The organism is Pannonibacter anstelovis (assembly GCF_036881715.1).
GTDB classification, from domain to species: domain Bacteria; phylum Pseudomonadota; class Alphaproteobacteria; order Rhizobiales; family Stappiaceae; genus Pannonibacter; species Pannonibacter anstelovis.
In genome coordinates this window covers 133,830-156,380 of record NZ_JBAKBF010000003.1, presented here as the reverse complement: position 1 = coordinate 156,380, position 22,551 = coordinate 133,830, and the positions used below count along the sequence as shown (strand labels likewise).

The 22,551-nt window shown below is 63.9% G+C and carries 21 protein-coding genes; 3 read left to right on the top strand and 18 right to left on the bottom strand.

Annotated elements, in window-relative coordinates; genetic code table 11:
* Positions 1–54 precede the first annotated feature (54 nt).
* From miaB to dnaK, 14 genes are all read right to left on the bottom strand, one after another.
* The gene (gene miaB, locus V6L75_RS06020; protein WP_334250911.1) at positions 55–1,455 is read right to left on the bottom strand and encodes a tRNA (N6-isopentenyl adenosine(37)-C2)-methylthiotransferase MiaB; all 1,401 of its coding nucleotides are present in this window, start codon (positions 1,453–1,455) and stop codon (positions 55–57) included.
* Between the two features lie 303 nt (positions 1,456–1,758).
* Complete coding sequence (gene olsA / locus V6L75_RS06015; RefSeq protein ID WP_334250618.1) at positions 1,759–2,595, bottom strand: lyso-ornithine lipid O-acyltransferase; 837 nt, start codon at positions 2,593–2,595, stop codon at positions 1,759–1,761.
* Positions 2,582–3,034, bottom strand: coding sequence for a Fur family transcriptional regulator (locus V6L75_RS06010; RefSeq protein ID WP_334250617.1), 453 nt, complete (start codon positions 3,032–3,034; stop codon positions 2,582–2,584). Before V6L75_RS06010 ends, olsA begins: the two co-directional genes overlap by 14 nt.
* Before the next feature lie 41 nt (positions 3,035–3,075).
* The gene (rimI, locus tag V6L75_RS06005; protein WP_334250616.1) at positions 3,076–3,564 is read right to left on the bottom strand and encodes a ribosomal protein S18-alanine N-acetyltransferase; all 489 of its coding nucleotides are present in this window, start codon (positions 3,562–3,564) and stop codon (positions 3,076–3,078) included.
* Positions 3,561–4,241 carry a tRNA (adenosine(37)-N6)-threonylcarbamoyltransferase complex dimerization subunit type 1 TsaB gene (tsaB, locus tag V6L75_RS06000; protein ID WP_334250615.1) on the bottom strand — a complete coding sequence of 227 codons (681 nt, stop codon included), beginning with the start codon at positions 4,239–4,241 and terminating at the stop codon, positions 3,561–3,563. Before tsaB ends, rimI begins: the two co-directional genes overlap by 4 nt.
* A gap of 146 nt (positions 4,242–4,387) precedes the next feature.
* On the bottom strand, positions 4,388–4,951 hold the full coding sequence (locus V6L75_RS05995) for a NifU family protein (protein ID WP_186391542.1): 564 nt from the start codon (positions 4,949–4,951) through the stop codon (positions 4,388–4,390).
* Between the two features lie 166 nt (positions 4,952–5,117).
* Entirely contained in the window at positions 5,118–5,612 is a 495-nt protein-coding gene (locus tag V6L75_RS05990; RefSeq protein ID WP_019963771.1) for a universal stress protein, read from the bottom strand.
* A gap of 93 nt (positions 5,613–5,705) precedes the next feature.
* Positions 5,706–7,010, bottom strand: a complete 1,305-nt coding sequence (gene hslU / locus V6L75_RS05985) for an ATP-dependent protease ATPase subunit HslU (RefSeq protein WP_334250614.1) — start codon at positions 7,008–7,010, stop codon at positions 5,706–5,708.
* Between the two features lie 24 nt (positions 7,011–7,034).
* The gene (locus V6L75_RS05980; protein ID WP_334250612.1) at positions 7,035–8,126 is read right to left on the bottom strand and encodes a hypothetical protein; all 1,092 of its coding nucleotides are present in this window, start codon (positions 8,124–8,126) and stop codon (positions 7,035–7,037) included.
* A 27-nt stretch (positions 8,127–8,153) separates the two neighbouring features.
* Positions 8,154–8,714 carry an ATP-dependent protease subunit HslV gene (gene hslV / locus V6L75_RS05975; protein ID WP_334250610.1) on the bottom strand — a complete coding sequence of 187 codons (561 nt, stop codon included), beginning with the start codon at positions 8,712–8,714 and terminating at the stop codon, positions 8,154–8,156.
* 166 nt (positions 8,715–8,880) lie between these two features.
* Positions 8,881–9,462, bottom strand: coding sequence for an NADPH-dependent FMN reductase (locus V6L75_RS05970; protein WP_334250609.1), 582 nt, complete (start codon positions 9,460–9,462; stop codon positions 8,881–8,883).
* Positions 9,463–9,634: 172 nt separating this feature from the next.
* Complete coding sequence (locus tag V6L75_RS05965; RefSeq protein ID WP_334250608.1) at positions 9,635–10,249, bottom strand: class I SAM-dependent methyltransferase; 615 nt, start codon at positions 10,247–10,249, stop codon at positions 9,635–9,637.
* A gap of 104 nt (positions 10,250–10,353) precedes the next feature.
* Positions 10,354–11,487 carry a molecular chaperone DnaJ gene (dnaJ, locus tag V6L75_RS05960; protein WP_334250607.1) on the bottom strand — a complete coding sequence of 378 codons (1,134 nt, stop codon included), beginning with the start codon at positions 11,485–11,487 and terminating at the stop codon, positions 10,354–10,356.
* A 237-nt stretch (positions 11,488–11,724) separates the two neighbouring features.
* A complete protein-coding gene (gene dnaK, locus V6L75_RS05955) occupies positions 11,725–13,629 on the bottom strand; it encodes a molecular chaperone DnaK (RefSeq protein ID WP_334250606.1) in 1,905 nt (634 codons plus the stop codon).
* 352 nt (positions 13,630–13,981) lie between these two features.
* On the opposite strand from dnaK, the gene V6L75_RS05950 reads away from it, so the two are divergent.
* Positions 13,982–14,638 carry an alpha-ketoglutarate-dependent dioxygenase AlkB family protein gene (locus V6L75_RS05950; RefSeq protein WP_334250605.1) on the top strand — a complete coding sequence of 219 codons (657 nt, stop codon included), beginning with the start codon at positions 13,982–13,984 and terminating at the stop codon, positions 14,636–14,638.
* Positions 14,639–14,642: 4 nt separating this feature from the next.
* Here V6L75_RS05950 and V6L75_RS05945 read toward each other — a convergent pair whose 3' ends face one another.
* Genes V6L75_RS05945 through V6L75_RS05935 form a run of 3 tightly spaced genes read right to left on the bottom strand, consistent with a single transcriptional unit; the run spans position 14,643 to position 19,453 of the window.
* On the bottom strand, positions 14,643–16,643 hold the full coding sequence (locus V6L75_RS05945) for a MacB family efflux pump subunit (protein WP_334250604.1): 2,001 nt from the start codon (positions 16,641–16,643) through the stop codon (positions 14,643–14,645).
* 9 nt (positions 16,644–16,652) lie between these two features.
* Positions 16,653–17,876 (bottom strand): efflux RND transporter periplasmic adaptor subunit, encoded by a 1,224-nt coding sequence (locus V6L75_RS05940; RefSeq protein ID WP_334250603.1) that lies wholly within the window; start codon positions 17,874–17,876, stop codon positions 16,653–16,655.
* 59 nt (positions 17,877–17,935) lie between these two features.
* Positions 17,936–19,453, bottom strand: coding sequence for an efflux transporter outer membrane subunit (locus V6L75_RS05935; RefSeq protein WP_334250602.1), 1,518 nt, complete (start codon positions 19,451–19,453; stop codon positions 17,936–17,938).
* Between the two features lie 220 nt (positions 19,454–19,673).
* Between V6L75_RS05935 and V6L75_RS05930 the strand changes: the two genes are divergently transcribed.
* Both V6L75_RS05930 and V6L75_RS05925 read left to right on the top strand, forming a co-directional pair.
* On the top strand, positions 19,674–20,072 hold the full coding sequence (locus V6L75_RS05930; protein ID WP_334250601.1) for a hypothetical protein: 399 nt from the start codon (positions 19,674–19,676) through the stop codon (positions 20,070–20,072).
* A 68-nt stretch (positions 20,073–20,140) separates the two neighbouring features.
* Complete coding sequence (locus V6L75_RS05925; RefSeq protein WP_334250600.1) at positions 20,141–20,842, top strand: helix-turn-helix domain-containing protein; 702 nt, start codon at positions 20,141–20,143, stop codon at positions 20,840–20,842.
* A gap of 140 nt (positions 20,843–20,982) precedes the next feature.
* On the opposite strand, the gene V6L75_RS05920 is transcribed toward V6L75_RS05925, so the two are convergent.
* A complete protein-coding gene (locus tag V6L75_RS05920) occupies positions 20,983–22,548 on the bottom strand; it encodes an acyl-CoA dehydrogenase family protein (RefSeq protein ID WP_334250599.1) in 1,566 nt (521 codons plus the stop codon).
* Positions 22,549–22,551 lie beyond the last annotated feature (3 nt).

Sequence of the window (22,551 nt, the reverse complement as noted above, 5' to 3'; positions counted from 1 at the left end):
TCAGAGGCGGGGACTGCTCCCCGGTCAGAGGGCTTGCGAAGCGTAGTCTGGCTGTCACGCGTCAATGGCCGCCTCCTTGGCAGGGCTCGGGAAATCGAGCGCAGTCTCAGTGTGCCCTGCAATCAGCCGTCCGAACAGCGAATTGGAGCCCGTGTCGTAAATTTCCACGGTTTGGATCGTGCCGATCAGATCCTGCGGCCCATCCACCTGCACCGGCTGCAGCCAGGGGGACTTACCGGTGATCTGGCCCGGCATACGCCCGGGTTTTTCGAACAGCACGTCCATCCGCATGCCGATGCGGGACCGGTTGAAGGCGCGCTGCTGCTCGGCCAGCAAGGCCTGCAGCTCAAGCAGACGGGCAGTCTTCACGTCTTCTGGTACCTGATCTGCCATGGTTGCCCCCGGCGTGCCGGGGCGCTGGCTGTATTTGAAGGAGAAGCAGGCGGCATATTCCACGCGCCGCACCAGATCCAGCGTGTCCGCAAAGTCCTGATCCGTCTCGCCGGGGAAGCCGACAATGAAATCGCCCGAAAGCGCCAGGCCGGGTGCCACATCCCGGATGCGGCCGATGAGGCGGAAGTAATCCTCGCGCGTATGGCGGCGGTTCATTGCCGCCAGAATCCGGTCGGAGCCAGACTGCACCGGCAGATGCAGATAGGGCATCACTTCCTTCAGGTCCCGGTGCGCAGCGATCAGCTCGTCGTCCATGTCACGCGGGTGGCTGGTGGTGTAGCGCAGCCGGTCGAGGCCCGGAATGTCCGCAAGGCGCCGCAGCAGGTAGCCAAGGCCGAGAGGCTTCCCGTCCGGACCCTCTCCATGCCAGGCGTTGACGTTCTGGCCCAGCAGCGTCACCTCGCGCACGCCCTGTGCGGCCATCTGTTCCGCCTCGCGCAGGATCTGGGTGAGCGGGCGCGACACTTCCGAGCCGCGCGTATAGGGCACGACGCAGAAGGTGCAGAACTTGTCGCAGCCTTCCTGCACGGTGAGGAAGGCAGACGGGGCCCGCTTCAGACCCGGCTTTGCCGCTTCCTTCGACAGGTGCTCGAATTTGTCCTCGATTTCGAATTCGGTTTCGACCACGCTTTCCCCGCGCGAGGCGCGGGCGATCAGGTCCGGCAGGCGGTGATAGCTCTGCGGGCCGAAGACCATGTCCACAACAGGCGCGCGGCGGGCGATTTCCTGCCCCTCCGCCTGCGCCACGCAGCCGGCAACGCCCACCATCAGCGGTTTGCCGCCGGGGCCGCGCTCGTCCTTCAGCTTGCGGATGCGGCCAAGCTCGGAATAGACCTTCTCCGCGGCCTTCTCGCGGATGTGACAGGTGTTCAGGATCACCAGATCCGCGTCATCCATGCTGTCCGTGGTGCGGTAGCCCTGCGGGCCCAGCACATCGGCCATGCGGTCGCTGTCATAGACATTCATCTGGCAGCCATAGGTGCGCACGAAGACCTTCTTCATGCCGTCCTGATCACTGCCTTCCGCCCGCCGGCTGACAACAGCCTCGTCAGAGCCTTCGCCGCCCGCCGTCTGGCTGCCATTGGTGTGGGAATGGGCCTTGGAATGGGCCGGGGCGGCCGGATGCAGTTCGCTGGAACGCTGGGTCATGAGCTCCTCACGGCGCCCGGACGGTCAATGCCATCACGCGGGCTCGCGCAGATCAGATATATAGGGGCCATGTGACGGTTTGCCGTCACAGGAGAGGCCACCCTCGATTTCCGCCAGCTTTAGCCGCTTTTGCCCCCGATGAGAATAGGCGAGGCGTCATTGTGTTGCTTCGCTGGCCTGAACTTCAGCTTCACCTGCCTCCGGATCCAGCGGCTCGCGGCCTGTCAGCCCGGTAATGGTCATGCGCTCCACATCGGCGTGAAGGCGTGCGGTCAGGGCCTTGCGGTCGGTTCCGGGGCTCACTTCCACCGGCTCGCCCCAGGTCAGCTCCACATCAATGGCGCCATTGCAGAACACGCCCCACAGGTGCCCGCCCAGCTCCATGTCGCCATACCAGGCGATGCGCGCACGGGTGCGCCGGTCCAGCGGGATGCCGTGCTGGCGCGCATAGACAATGGACAGCGGCTGCACCTGAACGGGCGCACCATTTTCCAGCGCCTTGGTGGCCGCGCCCAGAAGGGCCGAGCGGAAAGGCAGAACCCGGTTGCCGTCGTTGGAGGTGCCTTCGGCAAACAGCACCATGGCATCGCCGCTGGCCATGCGCCCGGCAATCTGGCTGGCGACAGCGCCGGTCTCGGTCCGGCGTGTGCGGTTGACGAAAACCGTGCGCTGAAGCTTGGCGAAAAGCCCGAAGACGGGCCAGCCCTCCACCTCCGACTTGGCGATGAAGGACAGCGGCATCACGGCGCCCAGAACGGTGATGTCTACCCAGGAGGCATGATTGGCCACGATCAGCAGCGGCCGGTGAGTGGCGGGCTTGCCCTTCTGCGTGATGCGGATGCCCACCAGCCTTGTGGCAATGCGATGCCACAGATACGGAAGCTGCCGCTGCACCGGATGTCCGGCTTTCATCGCCAGCCACTGCAGCGGAATGAGGATGAGGGATACGATAGTCAGCAGAAAGATGACGCAGACCGCCTTACTCTGCTGCATCGCCGCCCTCCGGGGACTTAGGCGCCAGCGGCACACAGTAAAGCTCCAGCCGGTGGTCCACCAGCCGGTAGCCGAGCCGCTTGGCAATCAGTTCCTGCAGCGCCTCGATTTCCTCACTGCGGAATTCGATCACCGTGCCATTGCGCAAGTCGATCAGATGGTCGTGATGCTCGTCCGGTACGGTCTCGTAGCGCGAGCGCCCGTCGCGGAAATCATGCCGTTCGATGATGCCAGCATCCTCGAACAGCTTCACGGTGCGGTAGACTGTGGAGATGGAAATGCGGGCATCAAGCGCAGATGCCCGGCGGTAGAGCTCCTCCACATCCGGATGGTCCGTCGCCTCCTCGATGACAGAGGCGATGATGCGGCGCTGCTCCGTCATGCGCATGCCTTTGGCGATGCACTGATCGGCAAGCGAGTTTTGCCGGTCACCGGACATGCCTGACCCCTTCCATCCGCGTTGAACCCTGTCTTGAGCGATTAGCCAAGATCGGCGCGCATGACAAGCGCAGTCCCGTCTTTCTCGCTCTGCCGGTAATAGCCCTTGCGCTCGCCCACCTGCTGGAACCGGAGGCTCCGGTAAAGATGCAGGGCAGCGTCATTGGCGGCATCCACCTCCAGAAAGACACTGGCGCAGCGCTCGCCATAAAGGCGGAACATCGCTTCCTGCATCAGACGCTTGGCGACGCCACGCCCGCGCTGGCGCGGATCAACGGCCAGCGTCAGCACCTCTGCCTCGTCCGCCACCTGCCGCATGATGACGAAGCCGACAGGCGTACGCGTGCCATAAGGGCTGGCGCGGCGGGCAAGCAGCATCAGAACTCCGTCCTGCGAGCGCAGGCGCGCCAGTTCATCCTCGTCCCATCCATGGGCAAAGGATTTGGCGTGGATATCCGCAAGGCGCGGAAGATCCTCGTCTTCGACGGGCTCAATCACGGGCGGGGCAGACCAGAACCACCAGAAACTCATATCCGCTCGATCCTCCCTTTGAGCTGCGGCTTGGCGTCCGGCGGGCGCAGATAAAGCGGCACTGGCGGCAGGCCGGTTGCCTGCGCCGCCGCCCCCAGCCGTGCCACCGTGGCAATATCCGGCACAGTGGCCGTACCGTGCACCTTCACCCCGGCAAGGCCGCAGGCATCCGCCAACGCAGGTGCTGCCGAACCGGTCAGCACCATGTCCGGCGTGATGCGGGCCGCCAGATCTTGCCGCAAGGCGACCTCCGGCTCTCCTGCCGGGCGGCCCGTTTCATCATAAAAGGCAGCGTAGATTTCGTCTTCGCGGGCTTCCAGGACGGCCAGAACGGGCCGGCCTTCCGCCTCTGCCCAGGCCTCGGCAGCAAGGCCGTCGAGGACGGAAATGCCGATGGCCGGGATCTGCCGCACCAGCGCAAAGCCGCGGGCAACGGACAGACCCACCCGCAGCCCGGTAAAGCTGCCGGGGCCGCAGGTGACGGCAATCCGGTCAAGATCCGCAAAGGTGACGCCCGCTTCGCCCATCACCGCCTCGATCATCGGCATCAAGGCTTCCGCATGGCCCCGGCCGATGGCCTCGCTGCGGGACACCAGCGTTTCGCCGCCGTCTGTCAGCGTCAGCACGGCAACCGCGCAATTGGCCTGGGCCGTATCGATGGCAAGCAGTCGGGTCATCGCCTGTCCCGGCCTCCGCAAGGCTTACTGGAGCGGCACCGGACCGGGGTGCGGCTTAAAGAAAATCCGGATGCAGCGGCTGCTGCATCCGGATTGCTGTAGTGGCACGAACCGCGCTTGTCGAGAGCGGCTTTCGGTGAACCGGCTTACAGAGCGCGGACTTCTTCGACTTCGGGCACGAAATGCCGCAGCAGGTTCTGGATGCCGTGCTTCAATGTCGCGGTGGAGGAGGGGCAGCCGGCGCAGGCGCCGCGCATGGACAGGTAGACGATACCTTCCTTGAAGCCCTTGAAGGTGATGTCACCGCCGTCCTGTGCCACAGCCGGGCGCACGCGGGTCTCGATCAGGTCCTTGATCACGGTGACGGTCTCTTCGTCGGCGGCGTCGAAGAACTCCTCGCCGTCCACACCGTCATCCGTGTTGCCAGCCATCTGCATGACCGGCTGGCCGGACATGAACTGCTCCATGATCGCGCCCAGAATGGCGGGCTTCATGTGCTGCCAGTCGGTGTCGTCCTTGGTGACGGTGATGAAGTCATGGCCGAAGAACACGGCCGAAACGCCCGGCACGTCGAACAGGCGCTGCGCCAGCGGCGAGGCGGCAGCGTCATGGGCCGAGCGGAAATCATGCGTGCCTTCCGGCAGCACGACACGCCCGGGCAGGAACTTAAGGGTCGAGGGATTCGGGGTTGCCTCGGTCTGGATGAACATGGGTCTGATCCTCAGTCGATCGTCGGGGCAAGGTCTCTTCGACTGGCGGTAACGGCTTGCCGGACGCGCCCCAGATTGGAATCTTTATAAACTACTTAGGTGCATTTGACCACAGGTCAAGCACATCCGCGCGCGTCCGGCAGAAGAATTGGCGCTTCTGCCGCCCTCATGCAAGGGCGGCGATCTCGTCATCACCCAGATTGCCCGGCACGATGGTGACGGGGATCGGGAAATTGCCGGCTGCCTTGCCGGCGATTGAGGTGACCAGCGGGCCGGGGCCTTCCGAACTCATGCCGGCCGCCAGCACCAGAATGGCGATGTCGTCGTCGGATTCGATCAGCTTGACGATCTCGTCGGACTTGTTCCCCTCGCGGATGACCAGCTCCGGCTCGGTGCGGGCGACAGCCCGGGCCCGGCCTGCGGCTCTGGCGAGGGTCTTCTCCGCCTCTTCCTGCGCTTCGGCGCGCATGATGTCCTCGACGCCCAGCCAGTGCTGGAAATCGCCGGGGGCAATCACGAAGAGGAGGGTGACCACGCCGCCCGTGCGGGCGGCGCGTTTTGCGGCGTAAATGATGGCACGGTCGCATTCCGGTGTGTCGTCCACGACCACCAGAAACTTGCGCCTGTGCCCTTCTTCAAAGCTTTTGCGGATCGCTACCATGGCCGCATGCTGCCACTTGGCCGTTCCGCCTGCAAGCGCGGCAAATGGCCGTGCCTGTGCATGACGGAAAAGTTGTGAAGCATCGCTGCGGCTTCAGAGGATGAAGCGGGACAGGTCGACATTCTTGGCCAGCTCACCAATGTTGCTGCGCACGAAGTCCGCCGTGATCTCCACCTTGCTGCCGGACTTGTCCGGTGCGGTGAAGGACACTTCGTCCAGAATGCGCTCCATCACAGTCTGCAGGCGCCGGGCGCCGATGTTCTCGACGCTGGAGTTGAGATCAACCGCGATGGTGGCGATCTCGTCAATCGCGTCATCGGCGAAGCTCAATTCCACCCCTTCGGTGCCCAGCAGCGCCACATATTGCTTGATGAGGCTGGCTTCCGGCTCGGTCAGGATGGCGCGGAAGTCCTCCTGCGTCAGCGCCTTCAGCTCGACGCGGATCGGCAGGCGGCCCTGGAGCTCCGGCAGAAGATCGGAAGGCTTGGCCACATGGAAGGCGCCCGAGGCGATGAAGAGGATGTGGTCGGTCTTCACGGGCCCATGCTTGGTGGACACCACCGTACCCTCGATCAGCGGCAGCAGGTCACGCTGCACGCCTTCGCGGGACACATCCCCTCCGGTGCGGCCATCGCGGGCGCAGATCTTGTCGATCTCGTCGAGGAAGACGATACCGGAATTCTCTACGAGGCTTACGGCCTCGCGCACGACCTTTTCCTCGTCCAGAAGCTTGTCGGATTCCTCGGTGATGAGGATGTCGTGCGATTCCTTCACCGTCACCCGGCGCGGTTTGGTCTGGCCGCCAAGGGCCTTGCCCAGCATGTCGGAGAGGTTCATGACACCAACGCTGGCGCCGGGCATGCCGGGCAGTTCGAAGCTGGGCATCTGCGGCTGGGCGCGGACCTGGATCTCGATTTCCTTGTCATCAAGATCGCCCTCGCGCAGCTTCTTGCGGAAACTGTCACGCGTGGCCGGGCTGGCGTTGCTGCCGACGAGGGCATCGAGCACCCGCTCTTCCGCCAGCACATGGGCCTTGGCCTTCACCTCCTCGCGGCGCAGCTCGCGCACCAGCGTGATGCCAGCCTCCACAAGGTCCCGGACGATCTGTTCCACATCGCGGCCGACATAGCCGACCTCGGTGAACTTGGTGGCTTCCACCTTGACGAAGGGCGCATTGGCGAGACGGGCAAGGCGGCGGGCGATCTCGGTCTTGCCAACGCCGGTTGGTCCGATCATGAGAATGTTCTTCGGCAGAACCTCCTCGCGCATCGGGCTTTCAAGCTGCTGGCGGCGCCAGCGGTTGCGCAGGGCAATGGCCACCGCGCGCTTGGCATCCTTCTGCCCGACGATATAGCGGTCCAGTTCGGAGACGATTTCCCGGGGTGAAAAATTGGTCATCGTGTCAGCTTTCAGTCATCAGGATCAATGGGCGGCGGGCACGTAACGCATCAGGCGCGTGCCGGTGAGGGGCGCAAGCAGCTTCCGCCGCAGGGGCACCCATGCAGAACCCAGCAGCAGGATGAAGCTGCCCAGGACCAGCAGCGTGATGGAGACACCCGTCATGTTGGAGACTTCCGCGTTCCACAGCAGCATGCTGACGGCCACGCCGAAATAGCCAAGGCCTGAAACGAGGATCGCCCGCCTGTCCACCAGCAGCGCCACGAAGGCAAGCATGAGCACCAGCATGATCATCACAGAGGCCAGAACCAGTTCTCCTGCGCCCGTGTTGTAGAGGCCGCTCATGGTGAGGGTTTGCAGCGAATGAACCATGAGCGGGGCCGCGAGGAAATGCAGCCAGAAGGCCTTGTCGCTGTTGACCGTGCGCCGGGTTAGATCGCGGCTGTCAAAGTACATGGCGGCTGCGAAGGCGGAAAGACCTGCAGCAAGCCCGATCCAGGGCAGATAGTCACCGACAAAATTCTCATCAATGGCATGAGCTGCGGCAAGCAGGCTGCAGATCGCCCCCGCACAGATCACCGATACGCCTACCGGCACCTGGAAACGCCAGTAATGCAGTGCGGCGATGGCCGTTGCGGCCACCGTCAGCAAGACGAGTGTGGCACCCGGAAGGGTATCCATTGCAGCCTGGAACTTCTGGGAGGCATCCGAAGAGGCCCCTGGCACGAACTCTGCCGTTACGAAGATCACCGCGAGCAGGGTGGCCGGCAGGAACAGGACCGACAGGATGAAGGAAGGCAGGGCAAGTCGCATCCGCCGGGCAAAGATCTCTGACAGGACCCAGATGGCGACCGCCAGACCCGCGAAATTCAGGCCCCAGTTGCGCGTGAAGGTGAGGAAGAAGAACAGGCCGAACAGCAGTGTGCCAATGCCGATGGAGATGAAGATGTCGTGGAACCCGCGCACGAAGCGCAGTTCCTCTGCATCCACGGTGGAGATGGAGGGCTGGCGCAGTCCGTCCAGATAGGCGGCAAGCGCCTCAAGCTGCGGCGGCGAGAGGACGCCGGCACTTACCGCGCCCTGCAGATCCTCCCGTGTGAAGGCCTCATTGGTCATGTACTGGTATCCGCGTAAGGGGCAGGGTCAGCTGGCGCTGTCGAGGCTTTCGACCGTCAGGTTGCCATTGGTGTAGACGCATATGTCTGCCGCGATGGCCATGGCCTTGCGGGCAACGGTTTCCGCATCGAAGTCCGTTTCCACAAGGGCACGTGCGGCGGCGAGCGCGTAGTTGCCGCCCGAGCCGATGCCCATGACGCCGCCTTCCGGCTCCAGCACGTCGCCCGTTCCGGTCAGCACCAGCGACACATCCTTGTCGGCCACCAGCATCATGGCTTCGAGGCGGCGCAGGTAGCGGTCGGTGCGCCAGTCCTTGGCCAGTTCCACGCAGGCGCGCATCAACTGGCCGGGATACTGCTCCAGCTTGGCTTCCAGCCGCTCGAACAGGGTGAAGGCATCTGCCGTTGCCCCGGCAAAACCGCCGATGACGGTGCCCTTGGCCAGAGGGCGCACCTTGCGTGCGGTGTTCTTGATGACGGTCTGGCCCAGCGAGACCTGCCCGTCACCGGCAATCACCACCTTGCCGCCCTTGCGCACCATGAGAATGGTGGTGCCGTGCCAGGTGCCCATGCCGTGTTCTGAACTCATGCCTTGTCCGATCCTGCAGATGATTGGCTTGCATCGCCAAAAGAAAGGCGGCCGCAGGGCCGCCAGCGTTGTCTCTTATTTAGGAGGGAAAATCCCATCCGCCAAGCCGCGGGCTGTGACGCGCCGGATCGGAGCGTCCAGGCCGCCGGGCGCGCCAGACCGATGATCAGATGAGAGCCCGGGTTTCGCGCATCAAACGCTGCACGGCGGCATCAAGAGCACGGGAGCTCATTTCGTTGACGAGATTGCCTTGCGGATCAAAGGCTTTGCCAGCATCAGGCACCATGGCCATTTCCGGCAGAACCAGTGCGCCAAGCCCGATTTCGAGTACGGTGCGTGAGCCGATGAGGCCGCGAATGCCGCCGAGAGCGCCGGGGGAGGCAGCGCCCAGACAGAAGACACGATTCTTGAAGGCGATGCCGGGCGCTTCGCCCTGATCGGCGACGCGGCTCACCCAGTCCAGCGTGTTCTTGAGAAGCGGGGTCATACCGGCGTTGTACTCCGGGCAGGCGATGAAGACGCCGTGCTGTTCCTGCATCAGCCGCTTGAGCTTGCGGGCCGCTTCCGGCGGACCCTTCTCCTGTTCCAGATCGCCGTCATAGATGGGCATCTGGTAGTCGGCGAGCGAAATGCGTGTCACCTCCGCATCGGCCAGAGCCAGCCGCTTTGCGGCAAGCCCGGCAAGGCGTGTGTTGAGCGATCCACCCCTGATGGAGCCGGAAAAGACGAGGATCTTCGGATGGCGCATGCTGTCTCCTTCTGGTGCGGCATCGCGGTTCGCACACGCCCGGGAACAGAGCTGTGATCATCCGGCGACAGATATTTTTCACAACCTGCCATCACAAGCGGTTGAGGCGCAAGAAGAAACGCTGAAACTCATGCGATCCGGATGCCGGGCCGAAATCAGTTGGCTGCCGGAATTACTGCGGCTTGCTGTAGACCCAGACGCGGGCAGGCGGCAGGTTGGCAAAAATCCAGCCGGTCTTGTCGAGGCTGAGAACACCAGGTTCCGGCTTTACCGGCGGCACCAGCGCATAGGAGAACTGGATGAAGTTCGCGCCAGGCTCGCACAGGTCCAGCGCCTCAAGGATCAGCGCCCGGCGCTTCTCCACAGGCTGGGTGAACAGAGGCAGGCCCGAAACAATGCCGGCGAACATGCCATCCTGCACCGGAATGGCTTTTTCCAGGGTCTGGCGCAGGGCGTAGGCATCACCCTGAATGGTCATCATGCCGGGAAACCGGTCGCGCAGCATGCGGCAGAATTCAGTGGTGTATTCCAAGGCGGTCAGCTGGCTTTCCGTGATGCCGCGGTCAAAGATCGCCTGCGTTACCACGCCCGTTCCGGGCCCAAGCTCGAGATAGCGGCCGTCAGGGCGCACATTCAGGAAGGAGGCAATCCGCCGGGCCAGTTCCGGGCCGGAAGGCGAAATGGCGCCAAGGGTCAGCGGACTGTCGAGCCAGTTGCGGAAGAAGCGGAACTCATCCTGGAGCTTTTTCTTCAAGGGCTTCTCGCCGAGCATCCTGAATGCAGCCATCGTTTCCTCCGGTTAGATTTGTAAAAGCATCTATCCGCGCAACCGTGGCCATTTCAAGGCCCTTGATGCCGTGTGGCGGCATAGGGCCTTGAACGGATGCAGGCTCAATTGCCCAGATTGTCGAGAAAATCCTTTACCCGGGCAAAGAAGCCGGTGCTCTCCGGATTGTTTTCTCCCGAGCTTTCCTTCTCGAATTCGGCCAGCAATTCGCGCTGGCGCTTGGTCAGGTTCGTCGGTGTTTCCACCGTGACCTGAATGTACATGTCGCCGTGCTGGGTGGTGCGCATCACCGGCATGCCCTTGCCCTTGAGACGGAACTGGCGGCCGTTCTGCGTGCCCTCGGGCACCTTGACCCGCGTCGTGCCGCCTTCAACCGTAGGCACATCGAACTGGCCGCCAAGGGCAGCCGTCGTCATGGAAATCGGCACGCGGCAATAAAGATCCGCCCCGTCGCGCTGGAAGAACTCATGTGGCTTCAGCGACAGGAAAATATAGAGATCGCCAGATGGACCGCCACGAAGGCCTGCCTCGCCCTCACCGGCAAGGCGGATGCGGGTGCCGTCCTCGATGCCAGCCGGAATGTTGACCGAGAGGGTGCGCTCCTGCGTCACCCGGCCAACGCCGGAGCAATGGGGGCAGGGATCGGAGATGACCTGGCCGCGGCCCTGACAGCCCGGGCAGGTGCGTTCCAGCGTGAAGAAGCCCTGGGCCGCGCGTACGCGCCCTGAGCCGCCGCAGGTGCGGCAGGTGGTGGGACTGGAGCCGGGCTTGGCGCCGGAGCCGCTGCAGGGCTGACAGGTGACGGAGGTCGGAACCTCGATCTCCACGGTCTTGCCCGTGAAGGCCTCTTCCAGGGTGATTTCGAGGTTGTAGCGCAGGTCTGCGCCGCGCTCGCGCCCGCCAGACGAGCGGCGTCCGCCACCCATGCCGAAAAACTCTTCGAAGATGTCGGACATGGTCGAGGCGAAGTCGCCGTTGCCGCCAAATCCGGCCCCGCCGCCTCCGCCGCCGTTTTCAAACGCGGCATGGCCGAAGCGGTCATAGGCTGCCCGCTTCTGTCCGTCCTTCAGGATGTCGTAGGCCTCGTTGACTTCCTTGAATTGCGCCTCGGCCGAAGCATCGCCCGGATTACGGTCCGGATGATACTGCATCGCAAGCTTGCGGTAGGCACTCTTCAGGGCCTTCTCGTCCGCATCCCGCGCCACGCCAAGGATTTCATAAAAGTCGCGCTTCGCCATGAATTGCTGCCCGCCGGGTATCGCTTGAGGGTGCCTGGCATCCGTCTCTGTCTGGCCGTTCTCCGGGCGTCAGACAGGCTCTCCGCTGCGCATCTGCGCGTCATTGGGGAAAACGGTGCAGGCATCATGCCCTGCATTGCAGCGGTGCCGGCCTGCCGGACTGAACCGGTCGCCGCCAGCCGCCGCTGGAAAGCCGGAACGGCGCGGTCCCTTGAGGAGCCGCGCCGTGCCAGTGACTTACTTCTTGTCGTCCTTGACTTCTTCGAAGTCGGCATCGACCACGTCGTCGTCTTTCGCGGAGGACGCACCGGCGTCTTCGCCGCCTTCGGCTTCCGCCTGCGAGGCCTTGTACATGGCTTCACCCAGTTTCATCGAGACTTCGGCCAGAGCCTGGGTCTTGGACTGGATGTCCGCTACGTCTTCCGTGGTCAGGGCCGTCTTGAGGGCAGCAATCGCGCTCTCGATCGAGGCCTTGTCGTCTGAGGAGACCTTGTCGCCGTAGTCCTTGAGGGACTTCTCGGTGGAATGCATCAGAGATTCACCCTGATTGCGGGCTTCCACCAGCTCGCGGCGCTTCTTGTCCTCATCCGCATGGGCTTCGGCGTCCTTGACCATCTTCTCGATGTCAGCGTCGCTGAGGCCGCCGGAGGCCTGGATGCGGATCTGCTGCTCCTTGCCGGTCCCCTTGTCCTTGGCCGACACGTTGACGATGCCGTTGGCGTCGATGTCGAAGGCTACCTCGATCTGCGGCACGCCGCGCGGGGCGGGCGGCAGCCCGACGAGGTCGAACTGGCCGAGCATCTTGTTGTCGGCTGCCATCTCGCGCTCGCCCTGGAACACCCGGATCGTCACGGCGGTCTGGTTGTCTTCGGCCGTGGAGAAGGTCTGGCTCTTCTTCGTCGGGATCGTGGTGTTACGGTCGATCAGGCGGGTGAACACGCCGCCGAGCGTCTCGATGCCGAGCGACAGCGGGGTCACGTCGAGCAGCAGAACGTCCTTGACGTCGCCCTGCAGCACGCCGGCCTGAATGGCGGCGCCCATGGCCACCACTTCGTCCGGGTTCACGCCCTTGTGCGGCTCCTTGCCGAAGAAGGTCTTCACGACTTCCTGGATCTTTGGCATGCGGGTCATGCCGCCGACGAGAACCACTTCATCGATCTGACCGGCGACGAGGCCGGCATCCTTCAGGGCTGCCTTGCACGGCTCGATCGTGCGCTGGACCAGATCCTCGACGAGGCTCTCGAACTTGGCGCGCGTCAGCTTCATGGTCAGGTGCTTGGGACCGGACGCATCAGCCGTGATGAAGGGCAGGTTGATTTCGGTCTGCGAGGAGGACGACAGCTCGATCTTGGCCTTTTCTGCAGCCTCCTTGAGGCGCTGCAGGGCCAGCTTGTCGTTCTTCAGGTCGATGCCCTGCTCCTTCTTGAACTCGGAGGCAAAGTAGTCGACCAGACGCATGTCGAAGTCTTCACCGCCGAGGAACGTATCACCGTTCGTCGACTTCACTTCGAAGACGCCGTCGCCGATTTCCAGAACCGACACGTCGAAGGTGCCGCCGCCAAGGTCATAGACAGCGATGGTCTTGCCATCGTTCTTGTCGAGGCCATATGCGAGCGCGGCTGCGGTCGGCTCGTTGATGATGCGCAGAACTTCGAGACCGGCGATCTTGCCCGCATCCTTGGTGGCCTGACGCTGGGCGTCGTTGAAATAGGCCGGAACGGTGATGACTGCCTGGGTCACGGTCTCGCCGAGATAGCTCTCGGCGGTTTCCTTCATTTTCTGCAGGATGAAGGCGGAAATCTGGGAGGGCGAGTACTTCTGCCCGTTGGCCGAAACCCACGCATCGCCATTGTCTGCCTTGACGATGTCATAGGGTACAAGGCCCTTGTCCTTCGCCACGGTCGGATCATCGAAGCGGCGGCCGATGAGGCGCTTCACTGCGAAGAGCGTGTTGGTGGGGTTGGTGACGGCCTGGCGCTTGGCCGGCTGGCCGACGAGACGCTCGTTGTCGTCCGAGAAGGCGACCATCGAAGGCGTGGTGCGTGCGCCTTCCGAGTTCTCGATGACCTTTGCATCCTTGCCGTCCATGACGGCAACACACGAATTCGTCGTGCCGAGGTCGATACCGATGACCTTTGCCATTTCTTCCTCTCTTTCTAGCAAACCGGAAAAACCCGTATCGGCGTCAATCCGGCTCCCTTTCACAATCAGTGATGCCGGCGCGCTTAAAGCCTGATGCTCCGCAATGGAAGCACTGGCCCAAGCCCCTTTTGATCCCTGAGGCCCTGATCACGAGTTTTGACCCTTGGCCTTGTCCGGGGCTGTCAGCAGGTTGTTCCGCCTGTCAGCACTGAGCTTGACCGCTATATAGGCGGGAGACAGGCTTGCTGCAAGGCGTCTGCCTGCCTGATCTTGCTGTGCAAAAGCCCTTATCAGCGCAAGGATCGCTACATGCCTTGCGGACTTGCGTTCTTTGGCTGCTGGAGACTGTGGAATGACTTTGGACAACGCTGCACCGGAAAGCGCCCGGAAGAGACGAGGCCCGCTGCCGGAGGGGGTGCGTTTTCTGCCCGGTCATCTGGACGGCCCCGCACAGGAAGATCTTGCGGAGCAGCTGCGGACCATTGTGGCCGAAGCGCCGCTGTTCCGTCCGGTAATGCCTAAAAACGGCCAGCCCTTTTCTGTGCGCATGAGCAATTGCGGCCCCCTGGGCTGGGTATCGGACATTCGCGGCTACCGCTATCAGCCGCTGCATCCGGTGACGGGAAAGCCGTGGCCGCCAATGCCGGATGTGCTGAAGGACCTGTGGCGCGAGCTTGCTCCAAATGCCCCTGAGCCCGAAGCCTGCCTGATCAATTTCTATGACGGGAACGCCCGGATGGGCCTGCATCAGGACCGGGACGAGGAAACCTTTGAGGCGCCGGTTCTGTCTGTCTCGCTGGGCGATTCGGCCCTATTCCGCATCGGTGGCCTCACCCGCAAGGACCCGACCCGCTCGTTCCGGCTGAACTCGGGCGACGTGCTGCTGCTGGAGGGCCCGTCCCGGCTCGCCTTCCACGGCATCGACCGGCTTTATCCGGGCACCTCCACCCTTCTTAAAAACGGCGGCCGTATCAACCTGACACTGCGCCGGGTAACGAAACCCGCCTGACGCCTCACAGGCGGCTCAGCGCCGCGACCGGATCGAGGCGGGAGGCGTTGCGGGCGGGGAGGAAGCCGAAAACGATGCCGATCAGGGTTGAAATCCCGAAGGCATAGGCAATCGAGGCGTTCGAGAAGATCAGCGCGAAATCGGAGACAAAGAACGGGAATAGGGCACCGAAACTCAAAGCCACTGCAATTCCCGTCAGGCCGCCGATGATGCAGACCGTGACCGCCTCGATGAGGAATTGCTGCAGGATGTCGGACCGCCGCGCCCCGACAGCCATACGCACGCCGATTTCCGAGACACGCTCGGAGACAGTCACCAGCATGATGTTCATCACGCCGATGCCGCCCACGATCAGCGAGATCACGGCAATGGCGGCGATCAGCAGTGTCATGGTGGCGGTGGTGCTGGTGATGGACTGGCGGATGTCGTCGGTGTTGAGGATGAAGAAGTCCTTCGTGCCGTGGCGCTGGGTCAGGAAAGTGGTGACCATCTGCTCGGCCAGCTTCATGTCCACATCATCCTCCACCCGCACGGTGATGCTGCGCAGGGTGCCTGAGCCGGTGAGGCGTGCCTGTACGGTGGTGTAGGGCAGGAACACCGAGAGATTCTGGCTGCTGCCGAAACCGCCCTGCTGGGGCTGGGCCACGCCGACGATGCGCGCGGGCATGTTGTTGATCAGCAGCACCTTGCCAACCGCACCGTCCGGCTCATCTGCAAAAAGGGTCTTGCGGGTGTTCTCGTCGATCACCGCCACCGCATCGAGATTATGCTCGCTGCCGGCATCGAAGAACTTGCCTGATGCGATCTTCGTGCCCTTGGCATCGAAATAGGCAGTGCTGACGCCGTTGGCGAGGGCGGAGGCTTCCTTCGAACCATAGCGCAGGGTAGCGCTGGTGGAGACGGTTGGCGTGACGGCCCTGAGATAAGGCTGTCTGGCGAGTTCCCTGGCGTCGGAAATCACCAGCGTCGTCACCTTGCCGGAGCGCGCATCGCCGAAGTCCTTGCCGGGGAAGACCTCCAGCGTGCTTGTGCCGAGGCTAGCGATGTTGGCCAGCACCTTCTCCCGTGTGCCCGTGCCGAGCGCCACCACGCTCACCACGGAGGCGATGCCGATGATGATGCCGAGCATGGTCAGGAATGTGCGCAGCTTGTGCGCCTTCATGGAGAGCAGCGCCATGCGGAACGCTTCGCCGAAGCGGCCGGCCCATGCGGTGAGGCCCCGGTTCAGCTTGCGCGCCGTGCTCTGCCCCGGCTGCAGCTGCGGTGCCGGGGCAATAGCAGCAATGGCCTGTGGTTCCGCCATATCCGGGGTACCTGTCTTGCGCAGGTTGTCGGCGATGATCTCGCCGTCGAGGATTTCGATGGTCCGTTCTGCCAGCGCGGCCACATTGGGGTCATGGGTGACGATGATGACCGTCTTCCCCTCCCTGTGCAGCTCACGCAGGATGCCGAGCACATCCTGTCCGCTGCGCGTGTCCAGCGCGCCGGTCGGCTCGTCGGCGAGGATGATGTCGCCGCCGTTCATGAGAGCTCGGGCGATAGAGACGCGCTGCTGCTGTCCGCCCGAGAGCTGTGGCGGACGGTGCTCCATCCGGTCGCCAAGGCCAAGCCGCGTGAGGATATCCGCCGCCCGCTGCCGCCGCTCCGCCTGCGCAAGGCCTGCATAGACGGCAGGCACTTCCACATTGCCGAGGGCGGTCAGTTCGGCCAGCAGATTATAACGCTGGAAGATGAAGCCGAATTTCTCGCGTCTCAGAGCCGCCAGTTCATCTGGCTCAAGGTCCGCCGTCTCGCGCCCGCCGATCCGGTAACTTCCCCCGGTCGGTGTGTCGAGGCAGCCGAGGATGTTCATCAGCGTCGACTTGCCGGAACCGGACTGGCCGATGATGGAGACGAACTCACCCCGGGCGATCTCAAGATTGATGCCCTTGAGGACCGCGACCTCTCCGTCTCCGGCCGGGAACGAGCGATAGAGCGCCTTCAGGCTGATGAGCGGTTCCGCCATGGCCCCGCCTCACAGTCCCATGGGCGGGCCGCGCCGTGTGGTGCTGCGGGTAACGGTGCCGGCTTCCAGAGTGCCGGTCACGACCCTTTCGCCCTCCTTGAGGCCGGAGCGGATCTCCACGTTGATCTTGTCGTTGAGGCCGGTTTCCACCTGCCGCGTTTCGATGCTGCCGTCCCGGCCCATCACCTGAACGGTGTAGCTGCCGTCCGGATTGCGGGCGCCGAGTGCGGTGGCGGCAATCACTGGCACATCCACAGCCTTGCCCAGCACGATGGTGACTTCCGCCGTCATGTAGGTGCGCAGCACTCCGTCTGGATTGGGCACGTTGAAGATGCCGTTGTAATAGATCGCGGCGGTGCTGGAGCTGGAGGATGCGGCACTGGAAGAGCCACTGACGGCCTTGTCGCTGGTGATCGATTCCGGCGCTGGCTCGATGAAGTCGAGCTGGGCCTGATATTTCGTGTCCGGCGCCCCGAGCACGTTGAAATAGACTTCCGTTTCCGGCTTCACCTTCACCACATCCGCTTCGGAGATTTCCGCCTGCACATTCATCACGTCGAGCTGGCCCATGATGATGATGGTGGGGGCCGATTGGGCCGCATTCACCGTCTGGCCTTCCTGGTTGACGATGGCCAGCACCGTACCGTCAATCGGGGCGGTGATGCGGGTGTAGCCGAGATTGGCGCGTGCCGTTTCCACGGCCACCTTGGCTGCCACGATCTGGGCATCCAGCGCCCGGATCTGGGCCTCGATGGTCTTGACCTGCGACTGCGCCGTGTCCAGCTCAGCTTTCGAGGTGGCGTTCTGGGCGATCAGCGTCTTCTGGCGGTCAAGAGAGGTGCGGGCCAGCTGCAGCGAGGCTTCCTTCTCCACGCGCTGGGCCTCCACATTGGCCAGTGAGGCTTCCGCAGTACGCAGGCTGTTGGTCTGGGTGGTGGCGTCGATCTCTGCCACCAGATCCCCGGCCTTCAGCTTCTGACCCAGCTTCACCTTCAGGGCGATGATCCGGCCCGAGGCCTGTGCGCCGACAGCGACCAGTTTGGATGGCTTCAGGATGCCGGTGGCCAGCACCGTTTCCTCGATAGTGCCCTTGCGCACGGCGGAGGTCATCACGGTTGGACCGGCGGCTGGCTGCAGGGCGGCGCGGGCGTAATAAGCGCCGCCCGCTGCTGCGGCGAGGAGAGCGGCGGCAATCAGCCAGCGGCCTTTTTTGCGGGGTCTTGATGCGTTCATTGAGAACACGCTTTCATCAGGCTGGGCCGGGCGGGCAGGAGGGCCGCCCCGGCGCTGCATCAATTGTCGGGCGTCAGCTTGCGCAGCCGCGGTCCGTTGCGCTCATCCCTGACGGCCGGGGTGCTGGTATCCACTGTTCCGTCCCAGCCGCCGCCAAGACTGCGGTTGAGGCTGATATAGGCCGAGGTGATGGAAAGCTGGCTGGCGATCAGGCTGTCTTCGGCGCTGTAGAGCGAGCGGTCGGCGTTGAGGACTTCCAGAAAGCTGCTGGAGCCACTCTGATACTGTGTGCGGGCAAGGTCTGCCGCCTGCCGGTAGGCACGGGCAGCGGCGGAAAGCTTGGCCGCCCGCTGGCGCTGCTGGCTGAGGCTGACCAGCGCGTTCTCAACCTCTTCGAGAGCGGTCAGCACACCCTTGCGATAGGCCAGAAAACTCGCGTCGCGCTGAGCCCGTGCAACCTCTGCTGCCGCGGCCAGTGCACCGCCATTGAAAACGGGCACGCTGAGAGAGGGGCCGAAGGACCAGCTGATCGAGGAGTTCTTCGCCAGATCCCCCGTTTGCGCTGCCGAGGTGCTGATATTGCCCGTCAGGCTGATGGCCGGATAACGGGCAGCCTCCGCCGCGCCAATGGAGGCGGTGGCTTGCGCCAGTTTGCGCTCCAGCACCTTGAGGTCTGGCCGGGTGTTGAGAAGATCTGCCGGGACGCCTGAGCCAAGCGGCAGTTTTGGCCGGGGGATGGGCCGGGGCTTGTCCATCAATCCAGCCAGCGAGGCAGGCTCGCCGCCCGTCAGCACGCCCAGCCGGTGCAGGGCTTCGGCATAGGAGATTCTGAGGCTCGGAATGTTCGCTTCCGTGCTGGCTGCCTGTCCGGTGGCATTTGCCACGTCCGCCGCTGAAACGGCGCCAGCGTCGAAGCGGGACTGTGTCAGGCGTACGGTTTCGGTCTGTGAGGCGGCCGTGCGCCGTGCCAGGGCGATGCGGGCCTGATTGGCGCGGGCCTGCACGTAATAGCTCGCGGTGTCGCCGATCAGCGTCACCATCGTGGCGCGCAGGTCTTCCTCGGCAGCATCAAGGCCGTAGCGTGCTGCCTCCACCTTGCGGGCATTGGCGCCAAACAGATCCACCTCCCAGCTGGCCGAAAGGCCTGTCTGGAACAGATTGCTCATCTTCGGGTCTTCGCCGGAGGAGCGTGACCGCCGCGCGCTGCCCGATCCGTCTGCCGACGGCAGCAGCCCGCCGGTCTCCCGGTCCAGCGAGGCGCGGGCTTCGCGGACACGGGCCTTGGCGGTGGCTGCGTCAAGGTTTTCGCGGATCGCCGTTTCGATCAGCTGGTTCAGCACCGGATCGCCCAGCTGTTCCCACCATCTTGCAAGTTCCGCAGGGCGCGCCTCGCCCTTCTGGCTCGTGTTGCTGAAGTTCTGGGAAAGAACAAACCCGGGCTTTGTATAGTCTGGCCCCACGGCACATCCTGAAAGGACCAAGGCAAGTGGCAGAAAACCGAGAGGCCGGCGCCAGGAAAAATCTGACCTTGCAGGCCGGATTGATCCGGATCGGCTGAAAAATGACAGGGCACGCATGGACAAGGCCGCCGAAGGGGATCAGGTAAAACGACATGCTACCTAAAATTACCGGGCGGCGGCGTCAACGGCCGCAAGTGTCACTATTTGTATCAGGACTTCCTCCCTGCGTGCCTTTCAGGCCTCTGCGCTGACGCGCCGCAGGCCACAGCGGCTGCATGTGACGGAGCGTCATTGAAACTGCACAGGAACGGCTTTAACTGTAGGAACAGGAGTTCTGATGCACCAAGGGCAAAAACACACGGCGAACCTGCTGCGCATTCTTTGCGCCATGGGTTTCCTGTTGCTTGGCTTTGCCCATCAGCCGCCTGCCCATGCCCTTTCCGCCAGCCAGCTGGAGGAGCTGGAAGCCTTCCGCCTGCCGGATGGCAGCCTGCCGGTGCTGTGCCTCACCCCCACCGGAAAGGATGGCACGCCGCATCATTCCGGCTCTGAAGGGTGCGAGGCCTGCCGCCTCTCGGCCTCTGTCGTTCTGCCCGAGCCTGTACTGGGCGCCGGCAAGGCTCTGTCCTTCGCAGAACAGGGCATCTGGGTTCTCTATCTGCCGCAGGTGCCTGCCTCCGGCGTGCCGCCGGGCAGCAGAGGCTCCAGGGCGCCCCCTGCAAACATCCTGATCTAAACCGGCCGGGCCTTTCCGGCCTGTCTCTGTTCCACCAGCCCCGCTGGTGCCAGACCGGATGTGTTCAGATGGAAATGCTCTCCCCGAGCCGCGGCACGCACACTGCCGTCCCGATTGACTTTCTCATTGACCCGCTGATGAGCGAGAATGGCCGCAAGATTGCAACGGTTGCCGCCCGCACCAGTATCTTCCTGCCCGGTGTCAACCGCAGCGAGACCTTCCGTATCCTTGAGGGCTGCGTTGCCCTTTATCAGCGCCTGCCCGACGGGCGCCGGCAAATCCTGGATGTGCTCGGGCCCGGCAAGATGTTCGGGCGCGGCCTTTCGGATATCCAGCAATGCGGCGCCGAGGCCATGGCTCCCGCCCGGCTGGAACTGGTCGCCGCCGGACAGCGGCGCATGGAGGGTGAGCTGAATGCCGCCGTCCGCCTGCTGCTGCGCCGGGCCCAGGCCCATGCCATGCTGCTGGGGCGCAAGACGGCAACGGAAAAGGTCGCCTCGGCGCTGGTGGATCTATGCCGCCAGTTCGCCAAGGTGGGGGCCGAAACTGCGGTATTGCGCTTTCCGATGTATCTGACGCGGCAGGATCTGGCGGACTGGCTGGGGCTGACGCTGGAAACCGTCAGCCGCTGCATCAGCCGCCTGCGCCGCGATGGCTATATTTCGCTGAACGTGCAGGGTGATGTGGCCGTGCATGACCTGCCCGCGCTGAGGGCGCTTGCCATGGGCACTGTTCCGCCGAAAGCTGTGTTCAGGGTTGCGGCGGAGTAATACCAATGCTCGATAAGCTTGACTTGTCGAGCATTGGTCAAGCCCGTGCGGCGCTTGAGCCTTTTCAAGGCGTGATGCGTCAGCATCGAAAGCCTTGGTATAAACGAACTGCAATCCGGCGCCGTGCTTCCGGCTGGGTATCAGTCCAGCCGGAGCGCCATCCATGCGGTGACCGCAGCCCAGGCGCAGCGCATGTAATCCTCGGCCCGGTAAAGCGCCTCCTCCGGCTTACCCTGCAGGGCATTGAGTTCCGCTGCCATGCCAAGGAAGGCGGCAAGGGCAGCTTCAGCCTCTGCGGCCTCCGCCGGACGGTCTGCTGCGGCGGCGGCAATGCCTTCGCGCATCAGCCGTTCAAACACGGCAAGGCCCCGGCCCTGATCGCGCCACAGGCGGCGGGTCAGGAAATCGATGGCCTGAATGCCGGTGGTGCCCTCGTAAATGGTCATCACCCGGCTGTCGCGCAGGTGCTGCTCGACCGGCCATTCCTTCGTATAGCCGGCCGCGCCCATCACCTGAATGGCCCGGTTTGAGACTTCAAAGCCCGCTTCCGCGCCGAAGGTCTTGATCATGGGCAGCATGAAGGCGCTGAAATCGCGCATGTCTGCCCGCAGCTTTTCATCCGGCGCCAGGCGGGCCAGATCCATCCGGGCGGCGCTTTCCAGAATGGCGGCGCGTGTGACCTCCGTCTGACGGCGCAGAAGCGAAAGCTGTCGGCACACATCGGGATGCTGCGCGATCGGCACAGGCGGCCGGTCCGCCGGTCCGCCCTGCCTGCGGTCCTGCGCGTAGGCTTCCGCGATATCGGCGGCAGCGGAAGCAAGGCCGAGGCCCTGGCAGCCGGTCTGCAGGCGCATCAGTTCGATCATATGGAACAGGGCATGCAGCCCGCGCCCCTCCTCGCCGAGCAGCCAGCCGCGCGCGCCGTCAAACCCGAGGATACAGGTGGGCGAGCCATGCAGGCCCATCTTCTCCTCGATCCGCTGCACGGTGATACCATTGGCCTTGCCGCCGGTCTGATTGGGCACGAGGAACAGGCTGAGCCCGGCGGTGCCCGCCGTCTTGCCCGTGCGGGCAAGCAGGCAGTGGCCGATGCGTGAGGCAAGGTCATGATCGCCGAAGGAAATCCAGCTCTTGACGCCGTGGATCTGCCACAGGCCATCGCTGCCCTGCACTGCCGTCGTGCGGATGCGGCCCACGTCGGACCCGGCATCAGGCTCGGAAATGCAGATCGTGGCAGTCCATTCACCGGCAAGCAGCTGGCCGATCCATTCTTCCGCAAGGGCCGGTTCAGCGACCGCGGCCAGCAGATGGCAGGCGGCGCGGGAGGAGCCGGCCGCCATCATCATGGAAACGCAGCCGCGCTCGAACAACGGCAGGCAGGCGGCCTGAAGCGTTAGGGGCAGACCCTGTCCGCCGTGGGCTTCCGGCAGGTCCATTCCCAGCCATCCAGCTTCCGCATAGCGGCGGTAGGCCTGCGCAAAACCGGCTGGTGTCTTCACCCGGCCGTCCACGATGCGGCATCCCTGCCGGTCGGAGACCGCGTTCAGCGGGGCGAGTTCGGTCGCTGCAAAGGCTGCGGCCTCCCTCAGGATCGCCTCCACCGTTTCGCTGTCATAATCCGGCAGGATTGCCTGAACGGCCTGCCAGCCGGAGGTTGCCTGCAACAGTCTGGCGGTGCGGCCCGCCTGCGCGCGAAAGCCTTCCATGGC